Source organism: Variovorax sp. 770b2 (genome assembly GCF_900115685.1).
Classification (GTDB): Bacteria; Pseudomonadota; Gammaproteobacteria; order Burkholderiales; family Burkholderiaceae_C; genus Variovorax.
The window spans coordinates 2,036,197-2,060,561 of sequence record NZ_FOXJ01000001.1; the positions used below are offsets into that span (position 1 = coordinate 2,036,197).

A 24,365-nucleotide genomic window follows, 5' to 3' on the forward strand; every position below is an offset into this window, starting at 1 on the left:
GCCTAGGCAAACAGCCCCTTGTGCTCGGCGCGCAGCAGCGCCTTCTGCACCTTGCCCATCGTGTTGCGCGGCAGTTCGGGCACGACGAAGCAGCGCTTGGGGATCTTGAAGTTAGCGAGCCTGGACTTGAGCTCGGCCACGATCGCATCGGCATCGATGGCCGTGCCCGCCTTGGCGATCACGATGGCCACGCCCACTTCGCCGAAGTCGGGGTGCGGCACGCCGATGACCGCGCTCTCGGCCACGCCGGCCATCTCGTTGATGTAGCCCTCGATCTCGGCCGGGTAGACGTTGTAGCCGCCGCTGATGATCAGGTCCTTGCTGCGCCCGACGATGGTGATGTAGCCGCGGCCGTCGATCTTGCCGACGTCGCCGGTCTTGAAGAAGCCGTCGGCGGTGAACTCTTCGGCCGTCTTCTCGGGCATGCGCCAGTAGCCGGCGAACACATTGGGACCGGCCACCTCGATGCCGCCGATCTCGTCGGTGGTGCAGTCGTTGCCGTTCTCGTCGCGCACGCGCAGCTGCACGCCCGGCAGCGCGAAGCCGACCGTGCCGCCGCGGCGCTCGCCCTGCTCGGGCTTGTAGGGGTTGGAGGTGAGCATGACCGTCTCGCTCATGCCGTAGCGCTCCAGGATGGTGTGGCCGGTGCGCCCCTGCCACTCGTCGAAGGTCTCGATGAGCAGCGGCGCCGAGCCCGCGACGAAGAGCCGCATGTTGCGCACCGCCTTGCGCGTGAGGCCCGGCTCGGCCAGGAGGCGCACGTAGAGCGTGGGCACGCCCATGAACACGGTGGCCTCGGGCAGCTTGGCGACGATGCGCCTGGGATCGAACTTCGAGAACCACAGCATCTTGCTGCCGTTGAGCAGCGCGCCGTGCAGCGCGACGAAGAGGCCGTGCACGTGGAAGATGGGCAGCGTGTGGATGAGCACGTCACCCGGCGTCCAGCCCCAATAGTCCTTGAGCACCTCGGCGTTGGACAGCAGGTTGCCGTGCGTGAGCATCGCGCCCTTGCTGCGGCCGGTCGTTCCGCTGGTGTAGAGGATCGCAGCGAGGTCGTCGGGCGACTTCTTCGCGGGCGTGTGCCTGTCGCTGCACTGCGCGGCCACTTCGAGCAGCGTGCCGGTGCGGTCGTCGTCGAGCGTGAACACGTGCCGCGTGCCCGCCGCGGTGGCGATGGGCCCGACCCACGAGGCATTGCGGCTGGTGCACACCACGACCGCGGGCTCGGCATTGCCGATGAAGTATTCGATCTCCGCGCTCTGGTAGGCGGTGTTGAGCGGCAGGAACACATAGCCTGCGCGCAGCGTCGCGAGATACAGCAGCATCGCCTCGACCGATTTCTCGACCTGCACCGCGATGCGCGCGCCCTTCTCCAGCTTCAGCGCATCGAGCAGGTTGGCGATCATCGCGCTCGCGCGTTCGAGGTCGCGCCACGAATAGAAAAGGCCGTTGTCGGTCTCGACCGCGATGCCGTCCAGGTCGGCGGGAAAGGCCGCGCGCAAGGCGGCGAACAGGTTGGCGTTGGTTGGCTTCTTCATCTGGCAGGTACTTCAGAAATTCGGTGTGCGCTTGGCAAGGAAGGCGGCGATGCCTTCGCGGTGCTCGGCGGAATCGGCGTAGTCGTAGGCCGTGGCGAGCAGGCGCTGCGTGGACTGCGCGCCGGCCTTCAACATGGCGAAGGTGCGCTTGTGCAGGCGCGCGGCCTGCGGCGCGAGCGCGGCGATGCGGTCGGCGTGCGCCTGCACGGCCGTCGCGACCTCATGGTCGGGCAGCACCTGCAGCAGGAAGCCCGCGTCGTACAGGCGCTGGGCGCCATGCACGCCGGCGGCCAGCAGCATGTCGCGCGCGAGCACGTCGCCGATGGCGCCTTGCACCAAGGCCGCTTCGCGCGGCGCCATCGGAAAGCCCAGTCTGGCGATCGGCGCGCCGAACTTCGCGGAGGCGCCGGCGATGCGGATGTCGCAGCAGCTCGCGATCTCGATGCCGGCGCCCATGCAGGCGCCTTCGATCTGCGCGACCAGCGGCACGGGGCAGTCGAGCAGGGCCTGCAGCGCGGCCCACACTTCGTTCTCGTGGAACTCGCGCAGGCTCGGCTCTTCGAAGCGGAACGACGGGTATTCGGAGATGTCGCCACCCGCGCAGAAGGCACCGCCTTCCCCGCGGATCACGACGCACCGCAGGCCCGCATCGTCCAGGCCCGCGAACACCGCGCGCAGTTCGCGCCACATCGCGCGCGTCATCGCATTGAGGCGGCCCGCGTTCGACAGCGTGACGACCGCCAGCGCGCCCTCGCGCTGCACCGATACGGACGCGCGTTCGCGCTGCACCGACACGGACGCGCGTTCGCGCCTGGGCGACGCAGTGCCCGCAGCCGTCATTCGAGCTTGGCGCCCGACGCCTTCACGACCGCGGCCCAGCGCTTGATTTCGGCGTTCACGAAGCCGCCGTAGGCCGCCATGGTGAGGGTCGGGATCTCGGAGCCGTTCTGCGCCCAGATGGTCTTGAGCTCGTCGGTGGCGAGCGCCTTCTTCATGTCGTCGACCGCGCGCGCCTGCGCATCGGCCGGCGTGTTCTTCGGCGCCCAGAGGCCATACCAGGTGGTGACGGTGTAGTCGGGCAGGCCCACTTCGGCGGCGCAGGGCACGTCGGGGAAGGCCGGGTTGCGCTTGGTGCCCGCGACCATCAGCGCCTTGATGCGGCCGCTCTTGATGTGCTGGGCCGAGGAACCCAGGCCGTCGAACATCAGGTCGACGTTGCCCGAGATCAGGTCCGACAGCGCCGGGCCCGCGCCGCGGTACGGGATGTGGGTGATGAAGGTGCCCGTCTGGATCTTGAAGAGCTCGCCCGCCAGGTGGTGCGAGGTGCCCGAGCCGGCCGAGCCGTAGTTGAACTTGCCCGGGTTGCGCTTCACCAGCGCAATGAATTCCTGGATCGTGTTGGCCTGCACGCGCTTGGGGTTGATGACCACCACCTGCGGCACGTTGGCCAGCAGCATCAGCGGCACGAAGTCCTTCTCGATGTCGTAGTCGAGCCTGGGATACACCGAGGGTGCGATCGCGTGGTGCACGGCGCCCATGAAGAGCGTGTACCCGTCGGCCGGCGCCTTGGCCGCGATGCTCGCGCCCAGCGTGCCGCCGGCACCGCCGCGGTTGTCGATCACCAGCGTCTGTCCTGCCACCTTGGTGAACTGGCCCGAGAGCGGCCGCGCGAAGGCATCGGTGCCGCCGCCGGCCGGGAACGGCACGATCATCGTCACCGGCTTGGTCGGCCAGCTTTGGGCGCGCGCGGCGCCGCAAAGAACGGCCGCACCGGCGGCGGCCACGCGCAAAACATCACGTCGCTGAAAACTCTGGTTCATGTGTCTCTTCTCCGATCGTTGTGGATTCTGCCGCCCGATGCGGCGGTAGGCGCCTTCTCTGCGCCCGCTTTTTTTCGCTCTTTCCGCTCTTTCCGCTCTTGCCGAACACTCAGCCTTTTTTGAAGAACAGGCTTTCGATGTCTCCCGATACCGCGACCTTGCCATCGCCCAGCCAGGCCCTGTGCTTGTCCAGGCGCTTCAGGTCATACAGGTAGTTGACCATGAGCCCGTACGACTGCTTGTGCCCCTTGGGCGACGGATCGCCCGCCCAGTTCAGCCGCTCCACCCGCGCGCCGTTGCCCAGGTGAAAGCGTGCGACCGGGTCGGCCGGCGTGCCGTCCACCAGCGCGCGGCCCAGGTACTCGGCAGCGGCTTGCAGCAGCCATTGGCGCAGCGGCGACTTCGCATCGAAGGTGGCCGCCGCATCCACGGCGGCGAGCAGGCGATCGGCCGTGGGCGGCACGGAGCCGACCAGGCGGCCGAGTTCGGCCTCGCGCTTTTCGTCCAGCCGCGGCATGAGATCGGCGGCGTTCTTTGCCAGCCAGGTGCGAAAGCCCGGGATCGGCGAGAGCGTGGCGAAGGTCTTGAGGCGCGGCAGTTCGTCCTGTAGCGTCTCGACCACGCGCTTGATGAGCGAATCGCCGAAGCTCACGCCACGCAGGCCGGTCTGGGTGTTGCTGATCGAATAGAAGATCGCGGTGGTCGCCTTGGCGGGCAGCACCGGCACGGCCGCCTCGTCCAGCAGCGGCGTGATGCCGTCGCTGATGCGGTCGACCAGCGCCACCTCGACAAAGATCAGCGGCTCGTTGGGCAGGCGCGGATGAAAGAAGCCGTAGCAGCGGCGGTCGCTGTCATCGAGCCGGTTCTTCACGTCGGACCAGCTCTTGATGTCGTGCACCGCCTCGTAGCGGATGAGCTTCTCGATCAGCGAGGCCGGCGAATCCCAGTCGATGCGGCGCAGTTCTAGAAAGGCGACGTCGAACCAGGTGGAGAAGAGCTGCTCCAGTTCGGCATCGAGCGCGAGCAGGCGCTTGTCGGCCTTCAGGCACGGCAGCAGGTCGGCGCGCAGGTCGACCAAAAAGCGCATGCCCGCGGGCTCGACGGCAAAACGCTGCAAGAGGCGCATGCGCGGCGAGACCAGCGCGCGGCGCAGCTTGGATTCGGCCTGCCCTTCCTCGGGCGTGCCGACCGCGGCCTGGTGCTGGTCGCGCGCGGTCTTGAGCTTTTGCGCATCGGCGGCGAAGTGCTCGCTCATCAGCGCCCAATAGTCGCGGCGTTCCTCGGGCGTGGCATCGGCGTAGGCCTGGGCGATGGCGTGGGCCCGGCGGCCGCCTTCGACCTCGCTCACGCGCGGATCGATCACGGCCTGCAGGTCGGTCAGCACGCGGCGCAGCGCGCGCGGCGACAGGGCCTCGTCGGCCTTGCGCAGCGTGACCTGCAGGCGCTCTGCGGTGGTGCGCTCGCTGGGCTTGAACGTGTTCTTCGGTGCGCTCTTCGCCGTGCTTTCGGGCGCCACGGGCACCTTGGACTTTTCGCCAGAACGCAGCCGCGCCTGGAACCATTCGGTCGCACTCATCGCTGGACTCCCCTGTGAACGGATGCGGGCGTGCCGCGGCAAATCGTCATGGCATCACCCTGGATTTCTGTTGCCGCGCGACCTCGCGCAGTGCCTCGCGTTGCCGCGTCAGGTGCGTGCGCATGGCGGCATCGGCGCCTTCGCTGTCGCGCGCCTTGAGCGCCGCGAACACGGCCAGATGCTCGGACAGGCTCTGGTCGAGCCGGCCCGGCGCGTGCAGTTGCTGCAGGCGCGCGAGCTTCAATATCTTGCGCAGGTCGCCGATCACCTGCGCGAGCCATCGGTTGTCGGCCAGCTTGATGATCGCCTCGTGAATGATGTGGTTGGTGGCGTAGTAGTCGTTGATGCGGCGTGCCTTGGCGTGGCGCACCAGGCGCTCGTGCAGCCCATCGAGCTCGTGCAGCTCGGCATCGCTCGCGTTGCGGGCCGCCTCGTAGGCGCAGCGGCCTTCGAGCAGCGCGATGACCGGGAAGATCTCGTCCAGGTCGCGCTCGGTCACCTCGTTGACGAAGCAGCCGCGCCGCGGTTCGTGCCGAAGCAGCCCTTCCGCGGTCAGCACCTTGAGCGCCTCGCGCAGCGGCGTGCGGGAGATCGAGAGCCGCTCGCACAACGCCACCTCGTCCAGGAAACTGCCCGGCGCCAGCGCGCCCGCAAAGATCTGCTCGCGCAGCGTGGCGGCGACTTCGTCGTGCAGGGAGTTGGGGACCAGGCGCATGGGAATCGGGGCGGGCAACCTTGGGTGGCGCGGCGTAATTTCCTGTAATTACGCGTAATTGTGAGCGCCTCGACGATGGGGCGCAAGTGCCGCGCATCGCCTGCGCGGCTCGGATTTACCCTGAGAACTTACGGATTCAGGCGCGCGCAGCGACGCTCTTCGAGCGGCCGAACCAGAACCACAGCGCAATGCCGCCGATCACCATCGGCACGCTCAGCCACTGCCCCTGGCTCAGGCTCAGCGCCCTAAGGCCGAGGAAGTCGTCGGGCTCGCGGAAGTACTCGGCAAAGAAGCGCAGCGCGCCATAGCCGATCAGGAACACCGCGGCCACCTGCCCTTGCTTGCGTTCCTTGCGCGCGTAGAGCCACATGACCACGAACAGCAGCAGGCCTTCGAGCAGGAACTGGTAGATCTGCGAGGGATGGCGCGGCAGCATCGAGCCGCTCTGCGCAAACACCATGCCCCAGGGCAGCTCGGGACTGCTGAAACGGCCCCAGAGTTCGCCGTTGATGAAGTTGCCCACGCGGCCCGCGGCCAGGCCGGTCGGCACGCAGGGCGCGACGAAATCCATCACCTGCCAGAACGGCCGTGCACGCGAATGCGCGAACCACACCATCGCGCCGATCACGCCCAGCATGCCGCCGTGAAAGCTCATGCCGCCCTGCCACACGTAGAGGATCTCGAGCGGATGCGTGAGGTAGAACTCGGGCTTGTAGAACAGGCAATAGCCCAGCCGCCCGCCGACGATCACGCCCATCACGCCGAGGAAAAGAATGTCCTCGATGTCCTTGCGCTGCCAGGCGCCCTGCCCGACCAGCGAGCGGTACGGCTCGTGGCGCAGGCGGCGGGTGCCGAGAAAGTAGAACAGCGCGAAGGCCGCCAGGTAGGTGAGGCCGTACCAGTGGATGGCCACTGGCCCGAGCTGCAGGGCGATAGGGTTGATCTGCGGATACATGAGCATCCGCGGATTGTGCCCGGAGCATTTGACTCGCCCCCAGGCTTCGCGCACTTCGTGTCGCTTCTCCTACCCCCTACCGGGGGCAGCACCTGCGGCCCGGCAAATCCGGTCCGCGGTGTTTACGCGAAAGGGCCCGGGGTCAGCGCCCGAATTTCCACCACAGGAGCCCCGCCACCGCGGCCGGCACCGCGAAGATCAACAGGAAGATCGGCAGCTCCTCGGCCACCGAGTACCCCGCCTTGATCACGCCCACCGCCATGTTGATGCCCGCACCGATGAACCACGCCGGAATGAACCACTTGGCGGCGGTGGCCAGCGCCAGCGAAGAGCCGTCGCCGATGAAGCGGCTGGCCAGGAGAAAGATCACCAGCAGCACGAAGCCGCCGCCCATCACCATGACTGTGTGCATATGCGTTGTCCTCCGGGTGTCATCTTGCCGGATCAGCGGGTGGTGTAGCCACCGTTGGCAAAAATCGTCTGGCCGGTGATCCACCAGCCTTCGGTGACCAGGAAGCGAACGATCGGCGCGATGTCCTCGATGTCGGTCAGGCCCTTCCTGGAGAACTTGCTGAGCGCGGCCGCGCTGCTGTGGTATTCGACGGCCTCCTTGCTCTCCTGGCCATAGAAGAACGGCGTGTCCATCGGTCCCGGACCGATGGCGTTGACCGAGATGCCGCGCTCGCCGAACTCCTTGGAGGCCGCGCGCGTGAAATGCTCCACCGCCGCCTTCGAGCCCGGGTAGATCGCATAGAACGGCGTGTAGGCCGCCAGCAGCGAACTCACCAGCGAGACGATGCTGCCGCCATCGGCCATCGTGCGGCCGGCCTGCTGGATGAAGAAGAACGCGGCCTTGGCATTGGCATCGAAGCTCTTGTCGTAGTCGGCTTCGCTGACGTCCAGGATCGGCTTCTTGATGACCACGCCCGCGGTGTTGATGGCGATGTCGACCTGGCCGAAATGCTTCACGGCCTGGTCGAACAGCTTGACGTTGTTGTCGACCACCGAGAGGTCGCCCTGCACCAGCAGCGTGTCGGCGCCCTTCGCCTTCAGGGCCGCGGCGGTTTTCTCTGCGTCGCCGCGCGAGGCGTCGCTGTTGTAGTGGATGGCGATGCCGCGGGCACCGCCGTCGACCAGCTGGTGGCCGATGAGCGCGCCGAGGTTCTTGCCGCCGCCGCCGATGACGGCGACCTTGTTCTTGAGGGTGCGTGAGGCCATGGAATGAGCTCCTGTTGAAAACGTGGATGTGTGACGGGAAGTCGCAGTCTATTGATGGAGGACGCCGAGATAAAGCGACCAGACACCGCTAGACTGTTTAAAAAATCACGAACAATCGAGGCCATACGTCCATGGACCGCATCGACCTGCTCAAGGTCTTCCTGAGCGTCGCCGAGACCGGCAGCTTCACCCGCGCGGCCGACCGCCTCGCGCTGCCGCGCGCCGCCATCTCCACCGCCGTGCAACAGCTCGAAGCGCGGCTGGGCTCGCGCCTTCTTCACCGGACCACGCGGCGCGTGAGCCTCACGCCCGACGGCGAAGCGCTGCTGGAGCGCGCCCGCGCGCTGGTCACCGACATGGAGGACATCGAGCAGCAGTTCCTTCCCGCGCACAGCGACGTGAGCGGCAGGCTCAAGGTCGACGTGCCGAGCCGCATCGCGCGGCTCGTCATCGCGCCGGCCCTGCCGGATTTCTTCGCGCGCTTTCCGGCCATCGAGCTGGAACTGGGTTCGAGCGACCGTGCCGTGGACCTGGTGCTCGAAGGCGTCGATTGCGCCCTGCGCGTCGGGCCGCTGGCCAGCAGCAGCCTGGTGGCGCGGCCGCTCGGGCACTTCACGCTGATCAACTGCGCGAGCCCCGCCTACCTCGCGCGCCACGGCACACCGCGAACGCCCGCCGATCTGCCGCAGCACATCGCGGTCAACTACGCCTCGCCGACCAGCGGCCGCGCGGCGCCCTGGGAATGGCAGCGCGACGGCGAGACCGCGACGCTGCGCATGCGCAGCCAGGTGGCCGCGAACAATGCCGAGACCTACATCGCCTGCGCGCTGGCCGGGCTGGGGCTGATCCAGATCCCGGCCTACGACGTGCGCGGGCATCTCGCGGCCGGCGAACTGGTCCAGGTGCTGCCCGAGGCGCGCGCCGAGCCGCTGCCGGTGCAGCTGGTGTATCCGCACCGGCGCAATCTCTCGCGTCGCATGCAGGCCTTTGCAGGGTGGCTCGAAACGCTGCTCGCCGATTCGCTCGACAAGCCCGCCGGCGCCCGCCCCCGCAAGCCCCGTCAGTCCTGACGCATCACTGCGTCTCGCTCTTCGCCCGGCCGTACGGCGCGGTCTTCAGGAGATGGAACTTGCCGTCGCGCAGCTCGTGGAACTCCACCACGTCGTTGCCGTTTTCACGGTCCATGGTGCCCGCCTGGATCAGGAGCCGGCTCGACAGCCTGTAGACAAGCTCCTGGCCATCTTCCTTCTCGAACTCCGGCTTCAGCGGATAGACGCTCATGAGCGCGCCAGGCATCGCGATGGCGCGCCCGGTCGACGCGTCGATCACCGCGCCGACGTTGCACCCGCCGGTGCCGCAGCCCCAACGCGTCACGATGTAGCGGCCGGCGAACTCCGGCTTGCCATTGGCAATGGCTTCCCGCAACCGCGTGCGGTAGGAGCGCGAGAACTCGTCGTCCATTGCCAGCGGGTGATTGCGTCCGGTATATGGCGCCTCGGCCGGGTAATCCTTGAACTGGGGCACGGCCGGCGGCGTCTGCGCGCTCACGGCTGCGGCATGCAGCAGGGTGGCCGCCAGAACGGCCCCAAACATCCTCTTCACGCGATTCCTCCTTCTTTCTGCCTGGCACCGCGCTCGCGCACGAACGCCACGAAACGTGCGAGCGCCGGGTTGTTCGCGCCCTCGGGCCACACCAGGCTGGTCTCGCACACCGGGAGCACCGGTGCGCTGCGGCGCCGGGCGGCCGGAGCGAATTCTGCGGCACGGCGATAGACGACGCCCGCGCGCCGGAACTGCGTGACGCTCTCCGGCACCCAGGCCACGCCGATGTCTCCGGAGACCAGGTTGACGATGGTCTGCATCTGGATGGCCTCCTGCGCGAGTTGCGGCACGCGGCCCGCCGCGTGATAGAGCCCGAAGATCGCGTCGTGCAGCGAAGGCACGATGCGGCGCGGGAAGATCACCAGCGGCTCGGCCAGCACGTTGGCCAGCAGCAGCTTCTGCGTGCGGGCCAACGCGTGCGGGGCCGGCAGCGCGAGCACCAGCGGCTCCTCGGACACGGCCAGCCGCGCCAGGCCCGGTGGCGCGGCGCCGGGCGAATGCAGCATGAGCCCGGCATCGATCTCGCCGCGCGCGAAGGCTTCCAGCTGCACGTCGCCGGTGGCCTCGACCAGTTCGAGCGCCACCTCGGGGCACAGCACGCGGAACTCGCGCACCCAGGCCGGCAACTGCTCGAAGCCGACCGTCGAGACGAAGGCGATGCGCACCCGCCCCACCTGCCCCGCCGCCGCCGCGCGCGCCCGCGCCGGCAACGCCTGCGCGCGGGCCAGCAGCTCGCGCACGTCGGGCAGCAGCGCCTCGCCGGCGGGGGTGAGCGCCACGCGCCTTCGGGTGCGGTCGAACAGCACCACGCCCAGCGTCTTCTCGAGCTGGGCGATGGCCTGCGTCACGGGCGGCTGCGTCATGTGCAGCCGGAGCGCCGCGCGACCGAAGTGCAGTTCCTCGGCCACGGCGACGAACTGGCGCCAGGCACGCAGGTCGATGAGGGCTTCATTCATATGCCAAGCATATCAATCCAGGCTTCAAATTGGATTGGAACCAATCAATCAGAAGTCCGATACTTGGGGCTCCCCCCCGATCTCCCCACGATAGAAGAGACACCATGGACACCAAGCCGATCCAGATCAACCGCCGCAGCGCCAACATCGTCGAAGGCAAGAGCCGCGCGCCCAACCGCTCGATGTTCTACGCCATGGGCTACGAAGAGAGCGACTTCAAGAAGCCGATGGTCGGCGTGGCCAACGGCCACAGCACCATCACCCCCTGCAACTCGGGCCTGCAGAAGCTGGCCGACGCGGCCATCCAGGGCATCGAGGAAGCCGGCGGCAACGCGCAGGTGTTCGGCACTCCCACCATCTCCGACGGCATGGCCATGGGCACCGAAGGCATGAAGTACTCGCTGGTGAGCCGCGAAGTGATCTCCGACTGCATCGAGACCTGCGTGGGCGGCCAGTGGATGGACGGCGTGCTCGTGGTCGGCGGCTGCGACAAGAACATGCCCGGCGGCCTCATGGGCATGCTGCGCGCCAACGTGCCGGCCATCTACGTCTACGGCGGCACCATCCTCCCGGGCCGCTACAAGGGCCAGGACCTGAACATCGTGAGCGTGTTCGAAGCCGTGGGCCAGAACGCCGCCGGCAACATGAGCGACGAGGACCTGCACGAGATCGAGAAGCGCGCCATTCCCGGCACCGGCTCCTGCGGCGGCATGTACACGGCCAACACCATGTCCAGCGCGTTCGAGGCGCTGGGCATCTCGCTGCCCTACTCGTCCACCATGGCGAATCCGCACGACGAAAAAGCCAACTCGGCCAAGGAATCGGCCAAGGTGCTGATCGAGGCGATCAAGAAAGACCTGAAGCCGCGCGACATCGTGACCAAGAAGGCCATCGAGAACGCCGTGGCCGTGATCATGGCCACCGGCGGCTCGACCAACGCGGTGCTGCACTTCCTGGCGATCGCGCACGCGGCCGAAGTGGAATGGACCATCGACGACTTCGAGCGCATGCGCAAGAAGGTGCCGGTGCTGTGCGACCTGAAGCCCTCGGGCAAGTACCTGGCGGTCGACCTGCACCAGGCCGGCGGCATTCCGCAGGTCATGAAGGTGCTACTGAACGCGGGCCTCTTGCACGGCGACTGCATCACCATCAGCGGCCAGACCATTGCCGAAGTGCTGAAGGACGTGCCCGACGTGCCACGCGCCGACCAGGACGTGATCCGTGCGATCGACAAGCCGATGTATGCCGAGGGCCACCTGGCCATCCTGAAGGGCAACCTCTCGCCCGAAGGCGCGGTCGCCAAGATCACGGGCCTGAAGAACCCGGTCATCACCGGCCCGGCGCGCGTATTCGACGACGAGCAGTCGGCGCTGCAAGCCATCCTGGCCGGCAAGATCGTGGCGGGCGACGTGATGGTGCTGCGCTACCTGGGCCCCAAGGGCGGCCCGGGCATGCCGGAAATGCTGGCGCCGACCGGCGCGCTGATCGGCGCGGGCCTGGGCGAGAGCGTGGGCCTCATCACCGACGGCCGCTTCTCGGGCGGCACCTGGGGCATGGTGGTGGGCCACGTGGCGCCCGAAGCGGCGGCGGGCGGCACCATCGCGTTCGTGAACGAAGGCGACTCGATCACCATCGATGCGCACAAGCTGGTGCTCGAGCTCAACGTGCCCGAGGCCGAGATCGCCCGGCGCCGCGAAGGCTGGAAGGCTCCGGCACCGCGCTACACGCGCGGCGTGCAGGCCAAGTTCGCGTTCAACGCCTCGAGCGCGAGCTCGGGCGCGGTGCTCGACAAGTTCTGATCAGGCCATCATCCACGCGCCGTAGCCGAAGGCCGCAAAGCCCAGGCCCACGATCGCGAGGATGCCCAGGACCTCGAAGTCTCTCGCCGGCGGCAGGCACTGCACGACCATGTGCAGCAAGGCACCCACGCCGATGGTGAAGAAGCCCGCACCGAACTGCTTCATGGGGTTCGGGTCGGGATAGAAGAACGCCAGCGCGAAGCCGGCAAGAAAAACCACGTTGGCCACCACCGTGCCGCGCGTGCGCCAGCGCTGCTGCGCGGGCGTGCGCGTGCGCACCACGCCGCGTCCGCTGCGGTGGCGGCTCTCCTTGATGGCCATGCCGGTGAAGAAGATGCCGGAGAGGGTCGGAAACCCGCCGAAGAGCCCGAGCGCCCAGACGATGCCCCACATGTTCTGGAAATCGGCCACCAGCGCCTGCGACGGATCGGCCGGCTTGTAGCGCACGTCGACCGGGTCGTCCGGCGATTTGTCGGAAAGCCCACCGCCGAGCCCCTTGACGCGGCGCGCCTGCCCGTCGGACGCGGTGTACTCGACGACCGGGGCGCGGGTGGTCGTCGTGCGGCCCTTGCTGTCCTTGCTGCGCTCTTCGACGAACTCGACGAGGCGCCCTTCCACCAGCACCGTGCCGGCAATCGATTGATGGCGCTGCCAGCCCACCGTGGCCGCGCCGTAGAGCCCCGCGCAGCCGATCAGCAGCGCCCCGACACCGACACCCCAGAAGAGCGTCTTCCGCCAGCCCACGAGCGCGCCGATGGCCGGCCCGACAAGGAGGGACAGCCCGAAGACGAGCAGTGCGTGGGTGGCGGCTTCGTCATCCATGGCGCGCTTGGGTCCGAAGAGCGCGCGATGGTGGCCGGGAAGCGGCTATGCGCTCAGCGGCGCGGGCGCTGGCCGTTGCTGGTCGGCAGGCCCATGTTGGCCTTCTGGCGGTCGATACGCGCTTGCTTGCGGCGGTTTTCGCGTTCGACGACCTTGCGCTTGGTGTAGCCCGACGAATCGGCCCATGCCCACCACGCGACGGCCAGCGCGAACGGCGACAGCACGATCCACCAGCTCCAGCCGGCAACGGCGCCGACTTCGAAGTATTTGAGGCCCAGGCCCAGCAGGCCCAACAGCAAGAACAGCATCGCGAATCCCTCCGGGTTGTTGTCAACGCATCCGGACGCCGGTCGACGGCGCTACCTACAATCGCGTTGGCATCGAATGTAACCCAGCCCTTACGAAATAAATCCCCCATGAAAAGAGTTCTGTTCGCCGCAGCCCTGGGCCTTGGCCTCGCCGCGCCCGCCTTCGCCGACCTGGCCCTGGCCACGTCGAAGAACTGCATGAGCTGCCACGCGGTCGACCGCAAGGTGCTCGGCCCGTCCTTCAAGGACGTGGCCACGAAGTACAAGGACGACAAAAGCGCCGTCGACACCCTGGCCACCAAGATCGTGAAGGGCGGCTCCGGCGTGTGGGGCCCGGTGCCCATGCCGGCGAACAACCAGGTCAGCGAAGCCGATGCGAAGAAGCTGGCCGCCTGGGTGCTCGCCACGCCGCGCTGAGGCGGCTCGACCCACTGCGCCGAGGCGGTTCAACCCTGAGGATTGATGTCGGCCGGGACCACCACCGGCCGGCGCTCGATGCGGTCTTCGAGCTGGCCGATGTGCGCGGCCAGCGTGTTGTCGGTCTGCTCTGAGCGCAGCCGCACCGCGTTCTCCAGCTGGTCGATGCGCGCCACCAGCGCCGTGTGCCGGTCGGCGTTGTGCGCCATGTGCTTGTTCTCCTGCGCTTCGAGAAAATTGCGCAGCTCGGTGAAGCGCGAGGCCTCGGCCTTGTCGGCCAGGTCGCGCTGGACCTGCATTTCCTTCGTGTGGCGCTTGGTGTCCAGCAGCACCGAGCTGTGCAGGTACAGCACGTAGACCAGGAAGAAGGCGGCCAGCACGACCGTGAGGCCCAGCATGATCAGCCCCAGCGGCGCCGAGACGGTCATGAAGCCCAGCCACACGTCGGTGGGGGCCGCGAGCGTCCCCCAGTTCAATGCGGCGAGCGCTGCGATCAGCAGCACGATGACGAACAGGAAAGCGGATCTCACGCCCATGGGGGGCCTCCTCTGAAAAGATCGAACACAACAACCGGCGCCGCACGCCTTGGGGCGCGCGGCAACGGGTTGGTTTTACCTCAGGCAAAGGGCCCGTCCGGCGCTGCCGGACGGACAGGCGGCCACGTCCTACAGGCGTTCTGACAACTGTTCGAGGATTGCCGGATTTTCCAGCGTCGAGGTGTCCTGCGTGATCTCTTCGCCCTTGGCGATGCTGCGCAACAGGCGCCGCATGATCTTGCCGCTGCGCGTCTTGGGCAGGTTGTCGCCAAAGCGGATGTCCTTGGGCTTGGCGATGGGGCCGATCTCCTTGGCCACCCAGGCGCGCAGTTCGTTGGCGATCTGTTTGGCCTCCTCGCCGGTCGGGCGCGAGCGCTTGAGCACGACGAAGGCGCACACCGCCTCGCCGGTCAGGTCGTCGGGGCGGCCCACCACCGCGGCTTCGGCCACGAGGTCGGTCTTGGACACCAGCGCCGATTCGATTTCCATCGTGCCCAGGCGGTGGCCCGACACGTTCAGCACGTCGTCGATGCGGCCGGTGATGCGGAAGTAGCCGCGGTCGGCGCTGCGCACCGCGCCGTCGCCGGCCAGGTAGATCGTGCCGCCCATTTCCTCGGGGAAGTAGCTCTTCTTGAAGCGCTCGGGGTCGTTCCAGATGGTGCGGATCATCGAGGGCCAGGGCCGCTTGATGACCAGCATGCCGCCCGCGCCGTTGGGCAGGTCCTTGCCGGTCTCGTCGACGATGGCGGCCATGATGCCCGGCAGCGGCAAGGTGCACGAGCCCGGCACCAGCGGTGTGGCGCCCGGCAGCGGCGTGATGACGTGGCCGCCGGTTTCGGTCTGCCAGAAGGTATCGACGATCGGACATTTTTCGTGGCCGATATTGCGGTGGTACCACATCCATGCCTCGGGATTGATCGGCTCGCCGACCGAACCGAGGATGCGCAGGCTCGAGAGATCCCAGTTCTTCGGATGCACCTTCTCGTCGCCCTCGGCCGCCTTGATGAGCGAGCGGATCGCGGTGGGCGCCGTGTAGAACACCGACACCTTGTGCTTCTCGATCATCTGCCAGAAGCGGCCCGCATGCGGGAAGGTCGGGATGCCCTCGAACACCACCTGTGTCGCGCCGGCCGCCAGGGGCCCGTAGGCGACGTAGGTGTGGCCGGTGATCCAGCCGATGTCGGCCGTACACCAGAACACGTCTTCGGGCTTGATGTCGAAGGTCCAGTCCATCGTGAGCTTGGCCCACAGCAGGTAGCCGCCGGTGGCGTGCTGCACGCCCTTGGGCTTGCCGGTGGAGCCCGAGGTGTAGAGGATGAACAGCGGGTGCTCGGCGTTCACCGGCACGGGCGGGCAATCGGTGCTCTGGCCCTTGAGCGCTTCGTCGAAAGTCTTGTCGCGGCCTTCGACGCGGGCCCATGCGGTGGGCGTGCGCTCGTAGACGAACACGGTCTTGATCGACTCGCAGCCGCCCAACGCGATGCCGTCGTCCACGATGGCCTTGAGCGGCAGCTCCTTGCCGCCGCGCAGCTGGTAGTTGGCGGTGATGACGGCCACGGCGCCCGCATCGATGATCCGCTCCTGCAGCGCCTTGGCCGAGAAGCCGCCGAACACCACGCTGTGGGTGGCGCCGATGCGCGCGCACGCCTGCATCGCGATCACGCCCTCGACCGTCATCGGCATGTAGATGACGACGCGGTCGCCCTTCTGGATGCCCGCGGCCTTGAGCGCGTTGGCGAACTGGCTCACGCGGGCGAGCAGTTCCTTGTAGGTGACGTTGGTGACGGTGCCGTCGTCGGCCTCGAAGACGATCGCTGTCTTGTTCTCGACAGGCGTGCCGACGTGCTTGTCCAGGCAATTGGCACTGGCGTTGAGCTCGCCGTCGCCGAACCACTCGTAGAACGGGGCCTTCGACTCGTCCAGCGTCCTGGTGAAGGGCTTGGTCCACTGCAGGTTGCCCTTGGCCAGGCGGGTCCAGAACCCTTCGAAGTCGTCCTCGGCTTCCTTGCAAAGGGCGTCGTAGGCGGCCATGCCTGAAATCCGGGCGCCGTCGGTGGCGCGGGCGTCGGGCGGGAACACACGGTTCTCGACCAGCACGGACTCGATGTTTTTAGATGCGCTGCTCATTCGCTTTGTCTCCTGGATGGGTGCGGCCGTAATGTCGGCGGGTGCACTTACGGGTCACTGACGCGTCCGATGTTAGTTCGCAGGGTTATCACGAGTACGACACGGGGGCACCCATAAAATCGCCGGTCTTCCACGAACCCCCCACCGATGTCCGCTCCCGATCCCTTCGACCCCCTGAACCCGCCCCCCACCCGGACCGTGCCGATGGGGCCGTTGCCCAAGCTGATCTTCGCCAGCCGCTGGCTGCAATTGCCGTTGTACCTGGGCCTGATCGTCGCGCAGGCGGTGTACGTGGTGCACTTCCTGGTCGAGTTGCTGCACCTGGTCGAAGCCGCGTTCGGCAGCCAGACCGCGCTGCAGGCCCTGATCACCAGCATCGGCTACAAGACCACCGCGCCGGTCGGCGCTCTCAACGAGACGGTGATCATGCTGGTGGTGCTGGCGCTGATCGACGTGGTGATGATCTCCAACCTGCTGATCATGGTGATCGTGGGCGGCTACGAGACCTTCGTGAGCCGCATGAACCTGGAAGGCCACCGCGACCAGCCCGAGTGGCTGAGCCACGTGAACGCCTCGGTGCTCAAGGTGAAGCTGGCCACCGCCATCATCGGCATCAGTTCGATCCACCTGCTGAAGACCTTCATCAACGCGGACAACTACACCGACCGCGTGCTGATTGCGCAGACGGTGATCCACATCACCTTCCTGTTCTCGGCCATCGCCATCGCCTACACCGACAAGCTGATGACCGCGAACGCGGCCCAGGGCGGCGCGCCTCACTGAAAGAGAAAGCCCGCGCGCGCTCGCCCTAGGCGGCGGCGCGCGGCGCATCCCACGCCGGCACTTCGGTGAAACGCTCGGCCAGGAAGTCGAGCATCGTGCGCAGCGTGGCCGGCATGTGCTTGCGCGAGGCGTACACCGCGTACATGCCGACGACCTGCGGCTCGCAATCCGCAAAGAGCGGCACCAGCTCGCCGGCCTGCAGCAGCTCCGCTGTCAGGTAGGTCGGCAGCATCGCGATGCCGGCGCCGGCTCGCGCGAGGAACATCAGGCTCGCCGCATCGTTGGTCGAGACGTTGCCCGCCACGGCCACGGACACCGGCTCCCCGCTGTCCTTGCGCGTGAAGTTCCAGAGGCTGCGCCCGAAGTACGAATGCGTGAGGCAGTTGCGCTGCGCCAGTTCCTCCACGCGCAGCGGCTGGCCGTGCGCCTTCAGATAGGCCGGTGACGCGCACACCACCGAGCGGCACACGGTGAGCCGCCGCGCGATCAGGTTCGGATCGATCTCCACCGCCACGCGGATCGCCAGGTCGATGCGCTCGTCCACCAGGTTCACCGCCCGGTCGAGCAGCACCAGGTCGACCGCCACGGCCGGATAGCGCCGGACGTACTCGGCCACCGCATCGGCCAGCTGCGCCTGCGCGAACGAGGCGCTGCAGGTGATGCGCAACTGGCCGCTCGGCGCCTCGGCCGGATGCCGCACGGCGGCCTGCATGTCGCCCGTGAGCTCGAGCACCTGGCGGCAGCGCGGCAGCAGTTCCTCGCCGGCGGCGGTGAGGCTCAGGCGGCGCGTGGTGCGGTGCAGAAGGCGCGCGCCGGTCCATTGCTCCAGTTCGGCCACGTAGCGCGTGACCACCGGGCGGGACATGTCCAGCTTCTCGGCGGCGGCCGACAGGCTGCCCGAATCCACCACGTTCACGAACACCCGCATTGCGTTCAATCGGTCCATTCGAACGATTTTAGGAATAAAGAAGCGCGGATTTCGAGGTATTTCTTTCGAAACCAGAAACCTAAGATGCGATTCATCCCATCCACTTCCTGGAGTCACTCATGAGCCACATCGCCATCATCGGCGCCACCGGACGCGCCGGCGGCCGCCTTCTCGACGAGGCGCTGCGCCGCGGCCACACCGTCACCGCCATCGCGCGCAAGGCCAGCGAGAAGCTGGCGGGCCGCGCCAACGTGAAGGCCGTGGACGTCGACGCGCTCGACGGCCCCGCGCTGGAGCAGGCACTGGCCGGCCACGACGCCGTGTTCAGCGCCGCGCACTTCGCCACCGTGCCGCCCGCGGCCGTCATCGGCCCGGTCAAGCACGCGGGGGTCAAGCGCCTGCTGGTGGTCGGCGGCGCCGGCAGCCTGTTCGCGGCGCCGGGCCTGAAGGTGATCGAGACGCCGAACTTCCCCGACGCCTACCGCGCCGAAGCCACGGCCGGCGGCGTGTTCCTGGATGCGCTGCGCAGCGAAAAGGAACTCGACTGGACTTTCCTCTCGCCCTCGGCCGAGTTCGTCGACGGCGAGCGCACGGGCAAGTTCCGCCTGGGCAAGGACGACCTGCTGGTGAGCGCCGAGGGCCGAAGCTGGATCAGCTTCGAGGACTACGCGATCGCGTTCATCGACGAGCTCGAGAAGCCCGCGCACTCGCGCCAGCGGTACACCATCGGGTATTGAGGCTCGCCCCCAGGCTGCGCGCACTTCGTGTCGCTTCGCCAACCCCCTACCGGGGGCGGGCCGGCCGCTCCGGGCGGCCGCGCGCGGAGGCCCCCACGAACAAACCGGCGCCCGAACCTCAACGCCCCGTCATGCTCTCCGGCACCACCCACTGGTCGAACTGCTCGGCCGTCAGGTGCCCCGAAGCGATCGCCGCTTCGCGCAGGCTCGTGCCTTCCTTGTGCGCCTTCTTCGCGATGTAGGCCGACTTGTCGTACCCGATGTGCGTGTTCAGCGCCGTCACCAGCATCAGCGAGCGCTGCACCAGCTCCGTGATGCGTTCGCGGTTCGGCTCGATGCCCACGGCGCAGTGGTCGTTGAAGCTCACCATGCCGTCGGCCAGGAGGCGCACGCTCTGCAGGAAGTTGTGCGCCACCATCGGGCGGAACACGTTCAGCTCGAAGTTGCCCGAGGCGCCGCCGATGTTGATGGCCACGTCGTTGCCGAACACCTGCGCGGCCAGCATCGTGACGGCTTCGCTCTGGGTCGGGTTGACCTTGCCGGGCATGATCGACGAGCCCGGTTCGTTCTCGGGAATGCTCAGCTCGCCGATGCCGCTGCGCGGGCCGCTCGCGAGCCAGCGCACGTCGTTGGCGATCTTGTTCATGCTGGCGGCGAGCGTCTTGAGCGCGCCGTGGGCATGCACCAGCGCATCGACGCTGGCCATGGCTTCGAACTTGTTCGGCGCGGTCACGAACGGCAGGCCCGTGAGCTTCGCGAGTTCGGCAGCCACCTGTTCCGCATAGCCCTTGGGCGCATTGAGCCCGGTGCCGACGGCCGTGCCGCCCAGCGCCAGTTCGCTCAGGTGCGGCAGCGCGGCGCGCACGTGCGCCTCGCCGTGCGCCAACTGCGCGACGTAGCCCGAGAACTCCTGGCCCAGCGTGAGGGGCGTGGCGTCCTGCAGGTGGGTGCGGCCGATCTTCACGATGTCGGCGAAGTCCTTGGCCTTCTTGTCGAGCGTGCCGCGCAGCTTGGCGATGGCGGGCAGCAGCTTGTGCGTGATGGCCTCGACAGCGGCCACATGCATGGCGGTGGGGAACACGTCGTTGCTCGACTGGCTGCGATTCACGTCGTCGTTCGGGTGCACGAGGCGCCCTTCCCCGCGCTCGCCGCCGAGGATTTCGCTCGCGCGGTTGGCCAGCACTTCGTTGACGTTCATGTTGGTCTGCGTGCCCGAGCCGGTCTGCCAGACCACCAGCGGAAACTCGCCCGGGTGCTTGCCGGCGATGACTTCGTCGGCCGCGGCCACGATGGCCTGGGTCTTCTTCTCGTCCTGCAGGCCCAGCGCGTGGTTGACCACCGCCGATGCGCGCTTGACCTGCGCCAGCGCCTTGATGATCTCGCGCGGCTGCTGCTCGCCGGAGATGTCGAAGTTCTGCAGCGAGCGCTGCGTTTGCGCGCCCCACAGCTTGTCGGCCGGCACGTCGATCGGACCGAAGGTATCGCGCTCGGCACGGGTCTTGGGGGAAGTCGTCATGAGAAAAAGCTCCGCAGTCTTGGAATGGTTGCGCCGCCGGGTCGGGCGCGGCCCGAGTATCGGCCAACAAGAATAGCTCGCATCTGACGGGGCCATTGAGCCGCCGCCGACATCACGTTACGCCCGTCGGGTTGACTCGCGTCATGTCAAAAAGTTATAATCATTGGCTTCAGACGACCAACAAGTCATGTAAGTCATTGTTGGTTGGCCCTGCACTACTCGCGGATCTCGAATCCCGTCGCGGTGCAAGGTTCTCTTCGCCGGGCCCTGCCCGGCAAACCGGCCGGATCTTTCCGGCCCCACTGCCACGCCACCTTTCGGCGGGCACTGGTTTCGTCGCCACGTCGTCTTCAGTGCCTGTCGGCAGCCCCAGAGGCTCGCCGGGCCATTGCACGCGTTTTCTTCACGTGCTCTCCGTTCGGACAGCCCCATCGGCTGATGGCGTGACCGTTGCCGTCCCGTGCTTCGCCGGGGACGGTGCTGTGTCCAACCCTCACAAGGAGCCCCGGCATATGGCCAAAGGAATTCTCATCGACCATGTCTTCAAGGTGTTCGGCGATTCGCCCGACGAAGCCCTCGAACTCGTCCGCCAAGGTTTTTCGAAGAAGGAAATCCTCGCGCAGACGGGCCAGTCGATCGGCGTGTTCGATGCCACCTTCGAGATCCAGGCCGGCGAGATCTTCGTGATCATGGGCCTCTCGGGCTCGGGCAAGTCGACGCTGGTGCGCCTGTTGAACCGGCTGATCGAGCCGACCGCCGGCCGCATCGTGATCGACGGCGCGGACATCAACGAGCACTCCGACGCCAAGCTGCGCGCGCTGCGCCGCAAGGACATCAGCATGGTGTTCCAGTCGTTCGCGCTGATGCCGCACATGACGGTGCGAGAGAACACCGCGTTCGGCCTCGAACTGTCGGGCACGAGCAAGAAGGAACGCCTCGCGCAGGCCGACAAGGCGCTCGCGCAGGTGGGCCTCGCGGGCTGGGGCGACAGCTACCCCGACGAACTCTCAGGCGGCATGCAGCAGCGCGTGGGCTTGGCGCGCGCGCTGGCCTCCGACCCGTCGATCCTCCTGATGGACGAGGCCTTCTCCGCGCTCGACCCGATCATCCGCACCGAGATGCAGTCGGAGTTGTTGCGCCTGCAGCAGGAGCAGCGCCGCACCATCGTCTTCATCTCGCACGACCTGGACGAAGCCATGCGCATCGGCGACCGCATCGCGATCATGAAAGACGGGCAGGTGATCCAGGTCGGCACGCCCGACGAGATCTTGCGCAGCCCCGCCGACGAGTACGTTCGCAGCTTCGTGCGCGGCGTGGACGCGGCGGCCGTCTTCAAGGCCGCGGACATCGCGCGCAAGTCGCTCACCGTGGTCTGCGAGCACCCCGAGCGCGGTGCGCGCGCGGCGCTCAAGCTGCTGGAAGACCAGGACCGCGATTTCGCCTACGTGACCAGCCCCAACAAGCGGTTCCTGGGCGTGGTGTCGGCCGACACGCTGCGCGGCGCGCTCGACGGGCATTCGGGCCCGCTGGGGCTGCAGCACGCGTTCCTGGCCGACCTGCCGCGCATCGACGCCGAGGCGCCCGTGGCCGGCCTGATTGGCCAGCTCGCGCAGGCGCCGTGCGCGCTGCCGGTGGTGGCGGGCGACGGGCGCTTTTGCGGCGCGATCAGCAAGACGACGCTGCTCAAGTTCCTGGACCGCGAGACGCCGCCGATCGAGCCCGTCTCCCCGCATGCCGCGCCCGCGCTCGCCGCCGAGCCGCACTGAATTCACGAAGGACCTTGAACGATGAACGACACCACACTTCCTTCCGACCTGAACGCACAGGACCTGGGCGCCGCGTTGAACACGGCCCCGGCGCCCGCCGCCTTCGTCGATCCGTGGGAGGCGCTCTCGGCTGCGCCCGACACCTCGGCCACCAGCGCCTGGCTCGATGCGCCGGTGAATGCCGCGCACCAGCTCGCCGGACAGGCCGACACCGCCACCAGCGGCTTCCAGCTGCACCGCCTGTGGGACGGCTCGCTCCCCGTCGAATCCTGGATCAACCAGGGCCTCGGCTGGGTGGTCGAACATTTCCGCCCCTTCTTCCAGACGGTGCGCCTGCCCATCGACAGCACGCTGAACTGGGTGCAGGGCCTGCTCACCGGCCTGCCGACGCTCGCGATGATCGCGTTGATCGGCCTCTTCGCCTGGCAGTTCGCCGGCCGCGCGCTGGCCATCGGCACCACGGTCGCGCTGCTGCTCGTGGCCATGCTGGGCATCTGGCCCGAAGCGATGGTGACGCTGTCGCTGGTGCTGACCTCGCTGGTGTTCTGCATGGTCATCGGCCTTCCTCTTGGCGTGCTGTTGGCCAGCAGCGACCGGGCCCAGCGAATCATGCGGCCCGTGCTCGACGCGATGCAGACCACGCCCGCGTTCGTGTACCTCGTGCCGGTGGTGATGCTGTTCGGCATCGGCAACGTGCCGGGCGTGATCGTGACAATCATCTTCGCGCTGGCCCCGCTGGTGCGCCTGACAAACCTGGGTCTGCGCCAGGTGCGGCCCGACCTGATCGAGGCCGCGCGCGCCTACGGCGCCTCGCCCTGGCAGATGCTGGTGAAAGTGCAGCTGCCGCTGGCGATGCCATCGATCATGGCGGGCATCAACCAGGCGCTGATGCTGTCGCTGTCGATGGTGGTGATCGCTTCGATGATCGCGGTCGGCGGCCTCGGCCAGATGGTGCTGCGCGGCATCGGGCGGCTCGACATGGGCCTGGCGACGGTGGGGGGCCTGGGCATCGTGCTGCTGGCGATCTCGCTCGACCGGCTGACGCAGGCGATGGGCAAGTCGCGCCGCAGCGCAGGCCGCCGCTGGTGGCACACGGGGCCGGCCGGCTTCTCTCTGCGCGTGCTGCAGCGCTTGCTGGGCACGCCGTCGCGCGGTGCGAACGCGCCTGTTCCCGCCCTGTCCACGCAAGCGCAATGACCCACCTCGGAGGAAATCAACGCATGAAGAAAACCCGTCTCGTCGCACGCACTCTCCTTGCACTCGGCTTCGTCGCCTTCGGCATGGCAGCGCAGGCCGCCAACGAGCTGCCCAGCAGGGGCGTCACCGTGCAGCCGCTCAAGAGCTCGCTCGCCGAAGAGGCGTTCCAGACGCTGCTCGTGATGCGCGCGCTCGAAAAGCTCGGCTACACCGTCGAGCCGATGAAGGACCTGGAGCCCGCCACCGAGCACCTGGCGATTGCCAACGGCGACGCCACCTTCATGGCCAACCACTGGAGCCTGCTGCACGCCGACTTCTACAAGAACAGCGGCGGCGACGCCAAGCTCTCGCGCACCGGCGTGTACTCGGAGGGCGCGGTGCAGGGCTACCTCATCGACCGCAAGACGGCCGAGCAATACAACATCACCAGCATCGCCCAGCTGAAGGACCCCGCCATCGCCAAGCTCTTCGATGCGGACGGCGACGGCAAGGCCGACCTCACGGGCTGCAACCCCGGCTGGGGCTGCGAGCTGGCCATCGAGAACCACCTGACGGCCTACCAGCTGCGCGACAACGTCACCCACAAGCAGGGCAGCTACGCCGCGCTGATGGCCGACACCATCGCCCGCTTCAGGCAGGACAAGCAGGTGCTGTACTACACGTGGACGCCGTACTGGGTGAGCGCCGTGCTGCGCCCGGGTGCGGACGTGGTGTGGCTGCAGGTGCCCTTCTCTTCGTCGCAGGAAGGCCAGGCAGACACGCAACTGCCCAACGGCAAGAACTACGGCTTCCAGGCCAACCGCGAGCAGATCGTCGCGAACAAGGCCTTCGTCGAGAAGAACCCGGCTGCGGGCAAGCTCTTCGAGGTGATGAAGCTGCCCATCGGCGACATCAACGCCCAGAACCTGCGCATGAGCCAGGGCGCCAATACGCAGCAGGACGTGGAGCGCCACACGGACGGCTGGATCCGGGTGCACCAGGCGCTGTTCGACGGCTGGATCGCCGAAGCGCGGGCTGCTGCGAGGTAGCAAGGCGGGCCGCGGGCGGCG

Annotated in this window: 24 protein-coding genes; 8 read left to right on the top strand and 16 right to left on the bottom strand. The window is 67.6% G+C overall.

Annotated elements, in window-relative coordinates; all coding sequences use genetic code 11:
- Positions 1 to 2: 2 nt before the first annotated feature.
- The 8 genes from BM133_RS09290 to BM133_RS09325 form a co-directional block, all read right to left on the bottom strand.
- Complete coding sequence (locus BM133_RS09290; protein ID WP_093433196.1) at positions 3 to 1,538, bottom strand: malonate--CoA ligase; 1,536 nt, start codon at positions 1,536 to 1,538, stop codon at positions 3 to 5.
- Between the two features lie 12 nt (positions 1,539 to 1,550).
- Positions 1,551 to 2,378: an enoyl-CoA hydratase/isomerase family protein gene (locus BM133_RS09295; RefSeq protein WP_256219105.1), complete on the bottom strand. Its 828-nt coding sequence runs from the start codon at positions 2,376 to 2,378 to the stop codon at positions 1,551 to 1,553.
- The gene (locus tag BM133_RS09300; RefSeq protein WP_093433197.1) at positions 2,375 to 3,358 is read right to left on the bottom strand and encodes a Bug family tripartite tricarboxylate transporter substrate binding protein; all 984 of its coding nucleotides are present in this window, start codon (positions 3,356 to 3,358) and stop codon (positions 2,375 to 2,377) included. Before BM133_RS09300 ends, BM133_RS09295 begins: the two co-directional genes overlap by 4 nt.
- Before the next feature lie 109 nt (positions 3,359 to 3,467).
- The gene (locus BM133_RS09305; RefSeq protein ID WP_093433199.1) at positions 3,468 to 4,934 is read right to left on the bottom strand and encodes a malonyl-CoA decarboxylase; all 1,467 of its coding nucleotides are present in this window, start codon (positions 4,932 to 4,934) and stop codon (positions 3,468 to 3,470) included.
- Positions 4,935 to 4,980: 46 nt separating this feature from the next.
- Positions 4,981 to 5,649, bottom strand: a complete 669-nt coding sequence (locus BM133_RS09310) for a GntR family transcriptional regulator (RefSeq protein WP_093433201.1) — start codon at positions 5,647 to 5,649, stop codon at positions 4,981 to 4,983.
- A gap of 136 nt (positions 5,650 to 5,785) precedes the next feature.
- Entirely contained in the window at positions 5,786 to 6,610 is an 825-nt protein-coding gene (gene lgt, locus BM133_RS09315; protein WP_093433202.1) for a prolipoprotein diacylglyceryl transferase, read from the bottom strand.
- 136 nt (positions 6,611 to 6,746) lie between these two features.
- The gene (locus BM133_RS09320; protein WP_093433204.1) at positions 6,747 to 7,016 is read right to left on the bottom strand and encodes a hypothetical protein; all 270 of its coding nucleotides are present in this window, start codon (positions 7,014 to 7,016) and stop codon (positions 6,747 to 6,749) included.
- 32 nt (positions 7,017 to 7,048) lie between these two features.
- Positions 7,049 to 7,822, bottom strand: a complete 774-nt coding sequence (locus BM133_RS09325) for an SDR family oxidoreductase (protein WP_093433205.1) — start codon at positions 7,820 to 7,822, stop codon at positions 7,049 to 7,051.
- Positions 7,823 to 7,953: 131 nt separating this feature from the next.
- Here BM133_RS09325 and BM133_RS09330 point away from each other — a divergent pair, with 131 nt between their 5' ends.
- Positions 7,954 to 8,892 (top strand): LysR family transcriptional regulator, encoded by a 939-nt coding sequence (locus BM133_RS09330; RefSeq protein ID WP_093433207.1) that lies wholly within the window; start codon positions 7,954 to 7,956, stop codon positions 8,890 to 8,892.
- Between the two features lie 4 nt (positions 8,893 to 8,896).
- Here the strand turns inward: BM133_RS09330 and BM133_RS09335 are convergent, their stop codons facing one another.
- Both BM133_RS09335 and BM133_RS09340 read right to left on the bottom strand, forming a co-directional pair.
- The gene (locus BM133_RS09335) at positions 8,897 to 9,424 is read right to left on the bottom strand and encodes a hypothetical protein (protein ID WP_143100102.1); all 528 of its coding nucleotides are present in this window, start codon (positions 9,422 to 9,424) and stop codon (positions 8,897 to 8,899) included.
- Positions 9,421 to 10,380: a LysR family transcriptional regulator gene (locus BM133_RS09340; RefSeq protein ID WP_093433210.1), complete on the bottom strand. Its 960-nt coding sequence runs from the start codon at positions 10,378 to 10,380 to the stop codon at positions 9,421 to 9,423. Before BM133_RS09340 ends, BM133_RS09335 begins: the two co-directional genes overlap by 4 nt.
- Positions 10,381 to 10,484: 104 nt before the next feature.
- Between BM133_RS09340 and ilvD the strand changes: the two genes are divergently transcribed.
- Positions 10,485 to 12,179 carry a dihydroxy-acid dehydratase gene (gene ilvD, locus BM133_RS09345; protein WP_093433211.1) on the top strand — a complete coding sequence of 565 codons (1,695 nt, stop codon included), beginning with the start codon at positions 10,485 to 10,487 and terminating at the stop codon, positions 12,177 to 12,179.
- Here the strand turns inward: ilvD and BM133_RS09350 are convergent, their stop codons facing one another.
- Together BM133_RS09350 and BM133_RS09355 are read right to left on the bottom strand one after the other, a co-directional pair.
- A complete protein-coding gene (locus BM133_RS09350) occupies positions 12,180 to 13,001 on the bottom strand; it encodes a DUF3592 domain-containing protein (RefSeq protein ID WP_093433213.1) in 822 nt (273 codons plus the stop codon).
- 53 nt (positions 13,002 to 13,054) lie between these two features.
- Positions 13,055 to 13,309 carry a TIGR04438 family Trp-rich protein gene (locus BM133_RS09355; RefSeq protein ID WP_093433214.1) on the bottom strand — a complete coding sequence of 85 codons (255 nt, stop codon included), beginning with the start codon at positions 13,307 to 13,309 and terminating at the stop codon, positions 13,055 to 13,057.
- Positions 13,310 to 13,417: 108 nt separating this feature from the next.
- Between BM133_RS09355 and BM133_RS09360 the strand changes: the two genes are divergently transcribed.
- On the top strand, positions 13,418 to 13,726 hold the full coding sequence (locus BM133_RS09360; protein WP_093433216.1) for a c-type cytochrome: 309 nt from the start codon (positions 13,418 to 13,420) through the stop codon (positions 13,724 to 13,726).
- Positions 13,727 to 13,755: 29 nt separating this feature from the next.
- Here BM133_RS09360 and BM133_RS09365 read toward each other — a convergent pair whose 3' ends face one another.
- Both BM133_RS09365 and acs read right to left on the bottom strand, forming a co-directional pair.
- Positions 13,756 to 14,262 carry a Signal transduction histidine kinase gene (locus tag BM133_RS09365; RefSeq protein ID WP_093433217.1) on the bottom strand — a complete coding sequence of 169 codons (507 nt, stop codon included), beginning with the start codon at positions 14,260 to 14,262 and terminating at the stop codon, positions 13,756 to 13,758.
- Between the two features lie 129 nt (positions 14,263 to 14,391).
- The gene (gene acs / locus BM133_RS09370) at positions 14,392 to 16,389 is read right to left on the bottom strand and encodes an acetate--CoA ligase (RefSeq protein ID WP_093433219.1); all 1,998 of its coding nucleotides are present in this window, start codon (positions 16,387 to 16,389) and stop codon (positions 14,392 to 14,394) included.
- Between the two features lie 147 nt (positions 16,390 to 16,536).
- Between acs and BM133_RS09375 the strand changes: the two genes are divergently transcribed.
- Positions 16,537 to 17,172 carry a YqhA family protein gene (locus BM133_RS09375; RefSeq protein ID WP_093433220.1) on the top strand — a complete coding sequence of 212 codons (636 nt, stop codon included), beginning with the start codon at positions 16,537 to 16,539 and terminating at the stop codon, positions 17,170 to 17,172.
- 25 nt (positions 17,173 to 17,197) lie between these two features.
- Here the strand turns inward: BM133_RS09375 and BM133_RS09380 are convergent, their stop codons facing one another.
- The gene (locus BM133_RS09380) at positions 17,198 to 18,118 is read right to left on the bottom strand and encodes a LysR family transcriptional regulator (RefSeq protein ID WP_093433222.1); all 921 of its coding nucleotides are present in this window, start codon (positions 18,116 to 18,118) and stop codon (positions 17,198 to 17,200) included.
- 101 nt (positions 18,119 to 18,219) lie between these two features.
- Here BM133_RS09380 and BM133_RS09385 point away from each other — a divergent pair, with 101 nt between their 5' ends.
- The gene (locus tag BM133_RS09385) at positions 18,220 to 18,837 is read left to right on the top strand and encodes an NAD(P)-dependent oxidoreductase (protein ID WP_093433223.1); all 618 of its coding nucleotides are present in this window, start codon (positions 18,220 to 18,222) and stop codon (positions 18,835 to 18,837) included.
- A gap of 118 nt (positions 18,838 to 18,955) precedes the next feature.
- Here BM133_RS09385 and fumC read toward each other — a convergent pair whose 3' ends face one another.
- Positions 18,956 to 20,353 (bottom strand): class II fumarate hydratase, encoded by a 1,398-nt coding sequence (gene fumC, locus BM133_RS09390; RefSeq protein ID WP_093433225.1) that lies wholly within the window; start codon positions 20,351 to 20,353, stop codon positions 18,956 to 18,958.
- Between the two features lie 512 nt (positions 20,354 to 20,865).
- On the opposite strand from fumC, the gene proV reads away from it, so the two are divergent.
- The 3 genes from proV to proX are packed head-to-tail and all read left to right on the top strand — an operon-like array spanning position 20,866 to position 24,344.
- Positions 20,866 to 22,119, top strand: a complete 1,254-nt coding sequence (proV, locus tag BM133_RS09395) for a glycine betaine/L-proline ABC transporter ATP-binding protein ProV (protein WP_093433226.1) — start codon at positions 20,866 to 20,868, stop codon at positions 22,117 to 22,119.
- Positions 22,120 to 22,140: 21 nt separating this feature from the next.
- A complete protein-coding gene (gene proW, locus BM133_RS09400; protein ID WP_093433228.1) occupies positions 22,141 to 23,316 on the top strand; it encodes a glycine betaine/L-proline ABC transporter permease ProW in 1,176 nt (391 codons plus the stop codon).
- Between the two features lie 23 nt (positions 23,317 to 23,339).
- Positions 23,340 to 24,344, top strand: coding sequence for a glycine betaine/L-proline ABC transporter substrate-binding protein ProX (gene proX, locus BM133_RS09405; RefSeq protein WP_093433229.1), 1,005 nt, complete (start codon positions 23,340 to 23,342; stop codon positions 24,342 to 24,344).
- Positions 24,345 to 24,365: the final 21 nt, after the last annotated feature.

What these genes read in the sequence shown, in the direction of transcription:
- acs (WP_093433219.1), bottom strand. Translation starts at nt 16,389, where the DNA reads ATGAGCAGCGCATCTAAAAACATCGAGTCCGTGCTGGTCGAGAACCGT.
- BM133_RS09290 (WP_093433196.1), bottom strand. Translation starts at nt 1,538, where the DNA reads ATGAAGAAGCCAACCAACGCCAACCTGTTCGCCGCCTTGCGCGCGGCC.
- ilvD (WP_093433211.1), top strand. Translation starts at nt 10,485, where the DNA reads ATGGACACCAAGCCGATCCAGATCAACCGCCGCAGCGCCAACATCGTC.
- BM133_RS09375 (WP_093433220.1), top strand. Translation starts at nt 16,537, where the DNA reads ATGTCCGCTCCCGATCCCTTCGACCCCCTGAACCCGCCCCCCACCCGG.
- BM133_RS09295 (WP_256219105.1), bottom strand. Translation starts at nt 2,378, where the DNA reads ATGACGGCTGCGGGCACTGCGTCGCCCAGGCGCGAACGCGCGTCCGTG.
- proV (WP_093433226.1), top strand. Translation starts at nt 20,866, where the DNA reads ATGGCCAAAGGAATTCTCATCGACCATGTCTTCAAGGTGTTCGGCGAT.
- BM133_RS09355 (WP_093433214.1), bottom strand. Translation starts at nt 13,309, where the DNA reads ATGCTGTTCTTGCTGTTGGGCCTGCTGGGCCTGGGCCTCAAATACTTC.
- lgt (WP_093433202.1), bottom strand. Translation starts at nt 6,610, where the DNA reads ATGCTCATGTATCCGCAGATCAACCCTATCGCCCTGCAGCTCGGGCCA.
- BM133_RS09365 (WP_093433217.1), bottom strand. Translation starts at nt 14,262, where the DNA reads ATGGGCGTGAGATCCGCTTTCCTGTTCGTCATCGTGCTGCTGATCGCA.
- BM133_RS09325 (WP_093433205.1), bottom strand. Translation starts at nt 7,822, where the DNA reads ATGGCCTCACGCACCCTCAAGAACAAGGTCGCCGTCATCGGCGGCGGC.
- BM133_RS09340 (WP_093433210.1), bottom strand. Translation starts at nt 10,380, where the DNA reads ATGAATGAAGCCCTCATCGACCTGCGTGCCTGGCGCCAGTTCGTCGCC.
- BM133_RS09350 (WP_093433213.1), bottom strand. Translation starts at nt 13,001, where the DNA reads ATGGATGACGAAGCCGCCACCCACGCACTGCTCGTCTTCGGGCTGTCC.
- BM133_RS09330 (WP_093433207.1), top strand. Translation starts at nt 7,954, where the DNA reads ATGGACCGCATCGACCTGCTCAAGGTCTTCCTGAGCGTCGCCGAGACC.
- BM133_RS09320 (WP_093433204.1), bottom strand. Translation starts at nt 7,016, where the DNA reads ATGCACACAGTCATGGTGATGGGCGGCGGCTTCGTGCTGCTGGTGATC.
- BM133_RS09310 (WP_093433201.1), bottom strand. Translation starts at nt 5,649, where the DNA reads ATGCGCCTGGTCCCCAACTCCCTGCACGACGAAGTCGCCGCCACGCTG.
- BM133_RS09360 (WP_093433216.1), top strand. Translation starts at nt 13,418, where the DNA reads ATGAAAAGAGTTCTGTTCGCCGCAGCCCTGGGCCTTGGCCTCGCCGCG.
- BM133_RS09380 (WP_093433222.1), bottom strand. Translation starts at nt 18,118, where the DNA reads ATGGACCGATTGAACGCAATGCGGGTGTTCGTGAACGTGGTGGATTCG.
- proW (WP_093433228.1), top strand. Translation starts at nt 22,141, where the DNA reads ATGAACGACACCACACTTCCTTCCGACCTGAACGCACAGGACCTGGGC.
- BM133_RS09385 (WP_093433223.1), top strand. Translation starts at nt 18,220, where the DNA reads ATGAGCCACATCGCCATCATCGGCGCCACCGGACGCGCCGGCGGCCGC.
- BM133_RS09305 (WP_093433199.1), bottom strand. Translation starts at nt 4,934, where the DNA reads ATGAGTGCGACCGAATGGTTCCAGGCGCGGCTGCGTTCTGGCGAAAAG.
- fumC (WP_093433225.1), bottom strand. Translation starts at nt 20,353, where the DNA reads ATGACGACTTCCCCCAAGACCCGTGCCGAGCGCGATACCTTCGGTCCG.
- proX (WP_093433229.1), top strand. Translation starts at nt 23,340, where the DNA reads ATGAAGAAAACCCGTCTCGTCGCACGCACTCTCCTTGCACTCGGCTTC.
- BM133_RS09300 (WP_093433197.1), bottom strand. Translation starts at nt 3,358, where the DNA reads ATGAACCAGAGTTTTCAGCGACGTGATGTTTTGCGCGTGGCCGCCGCC.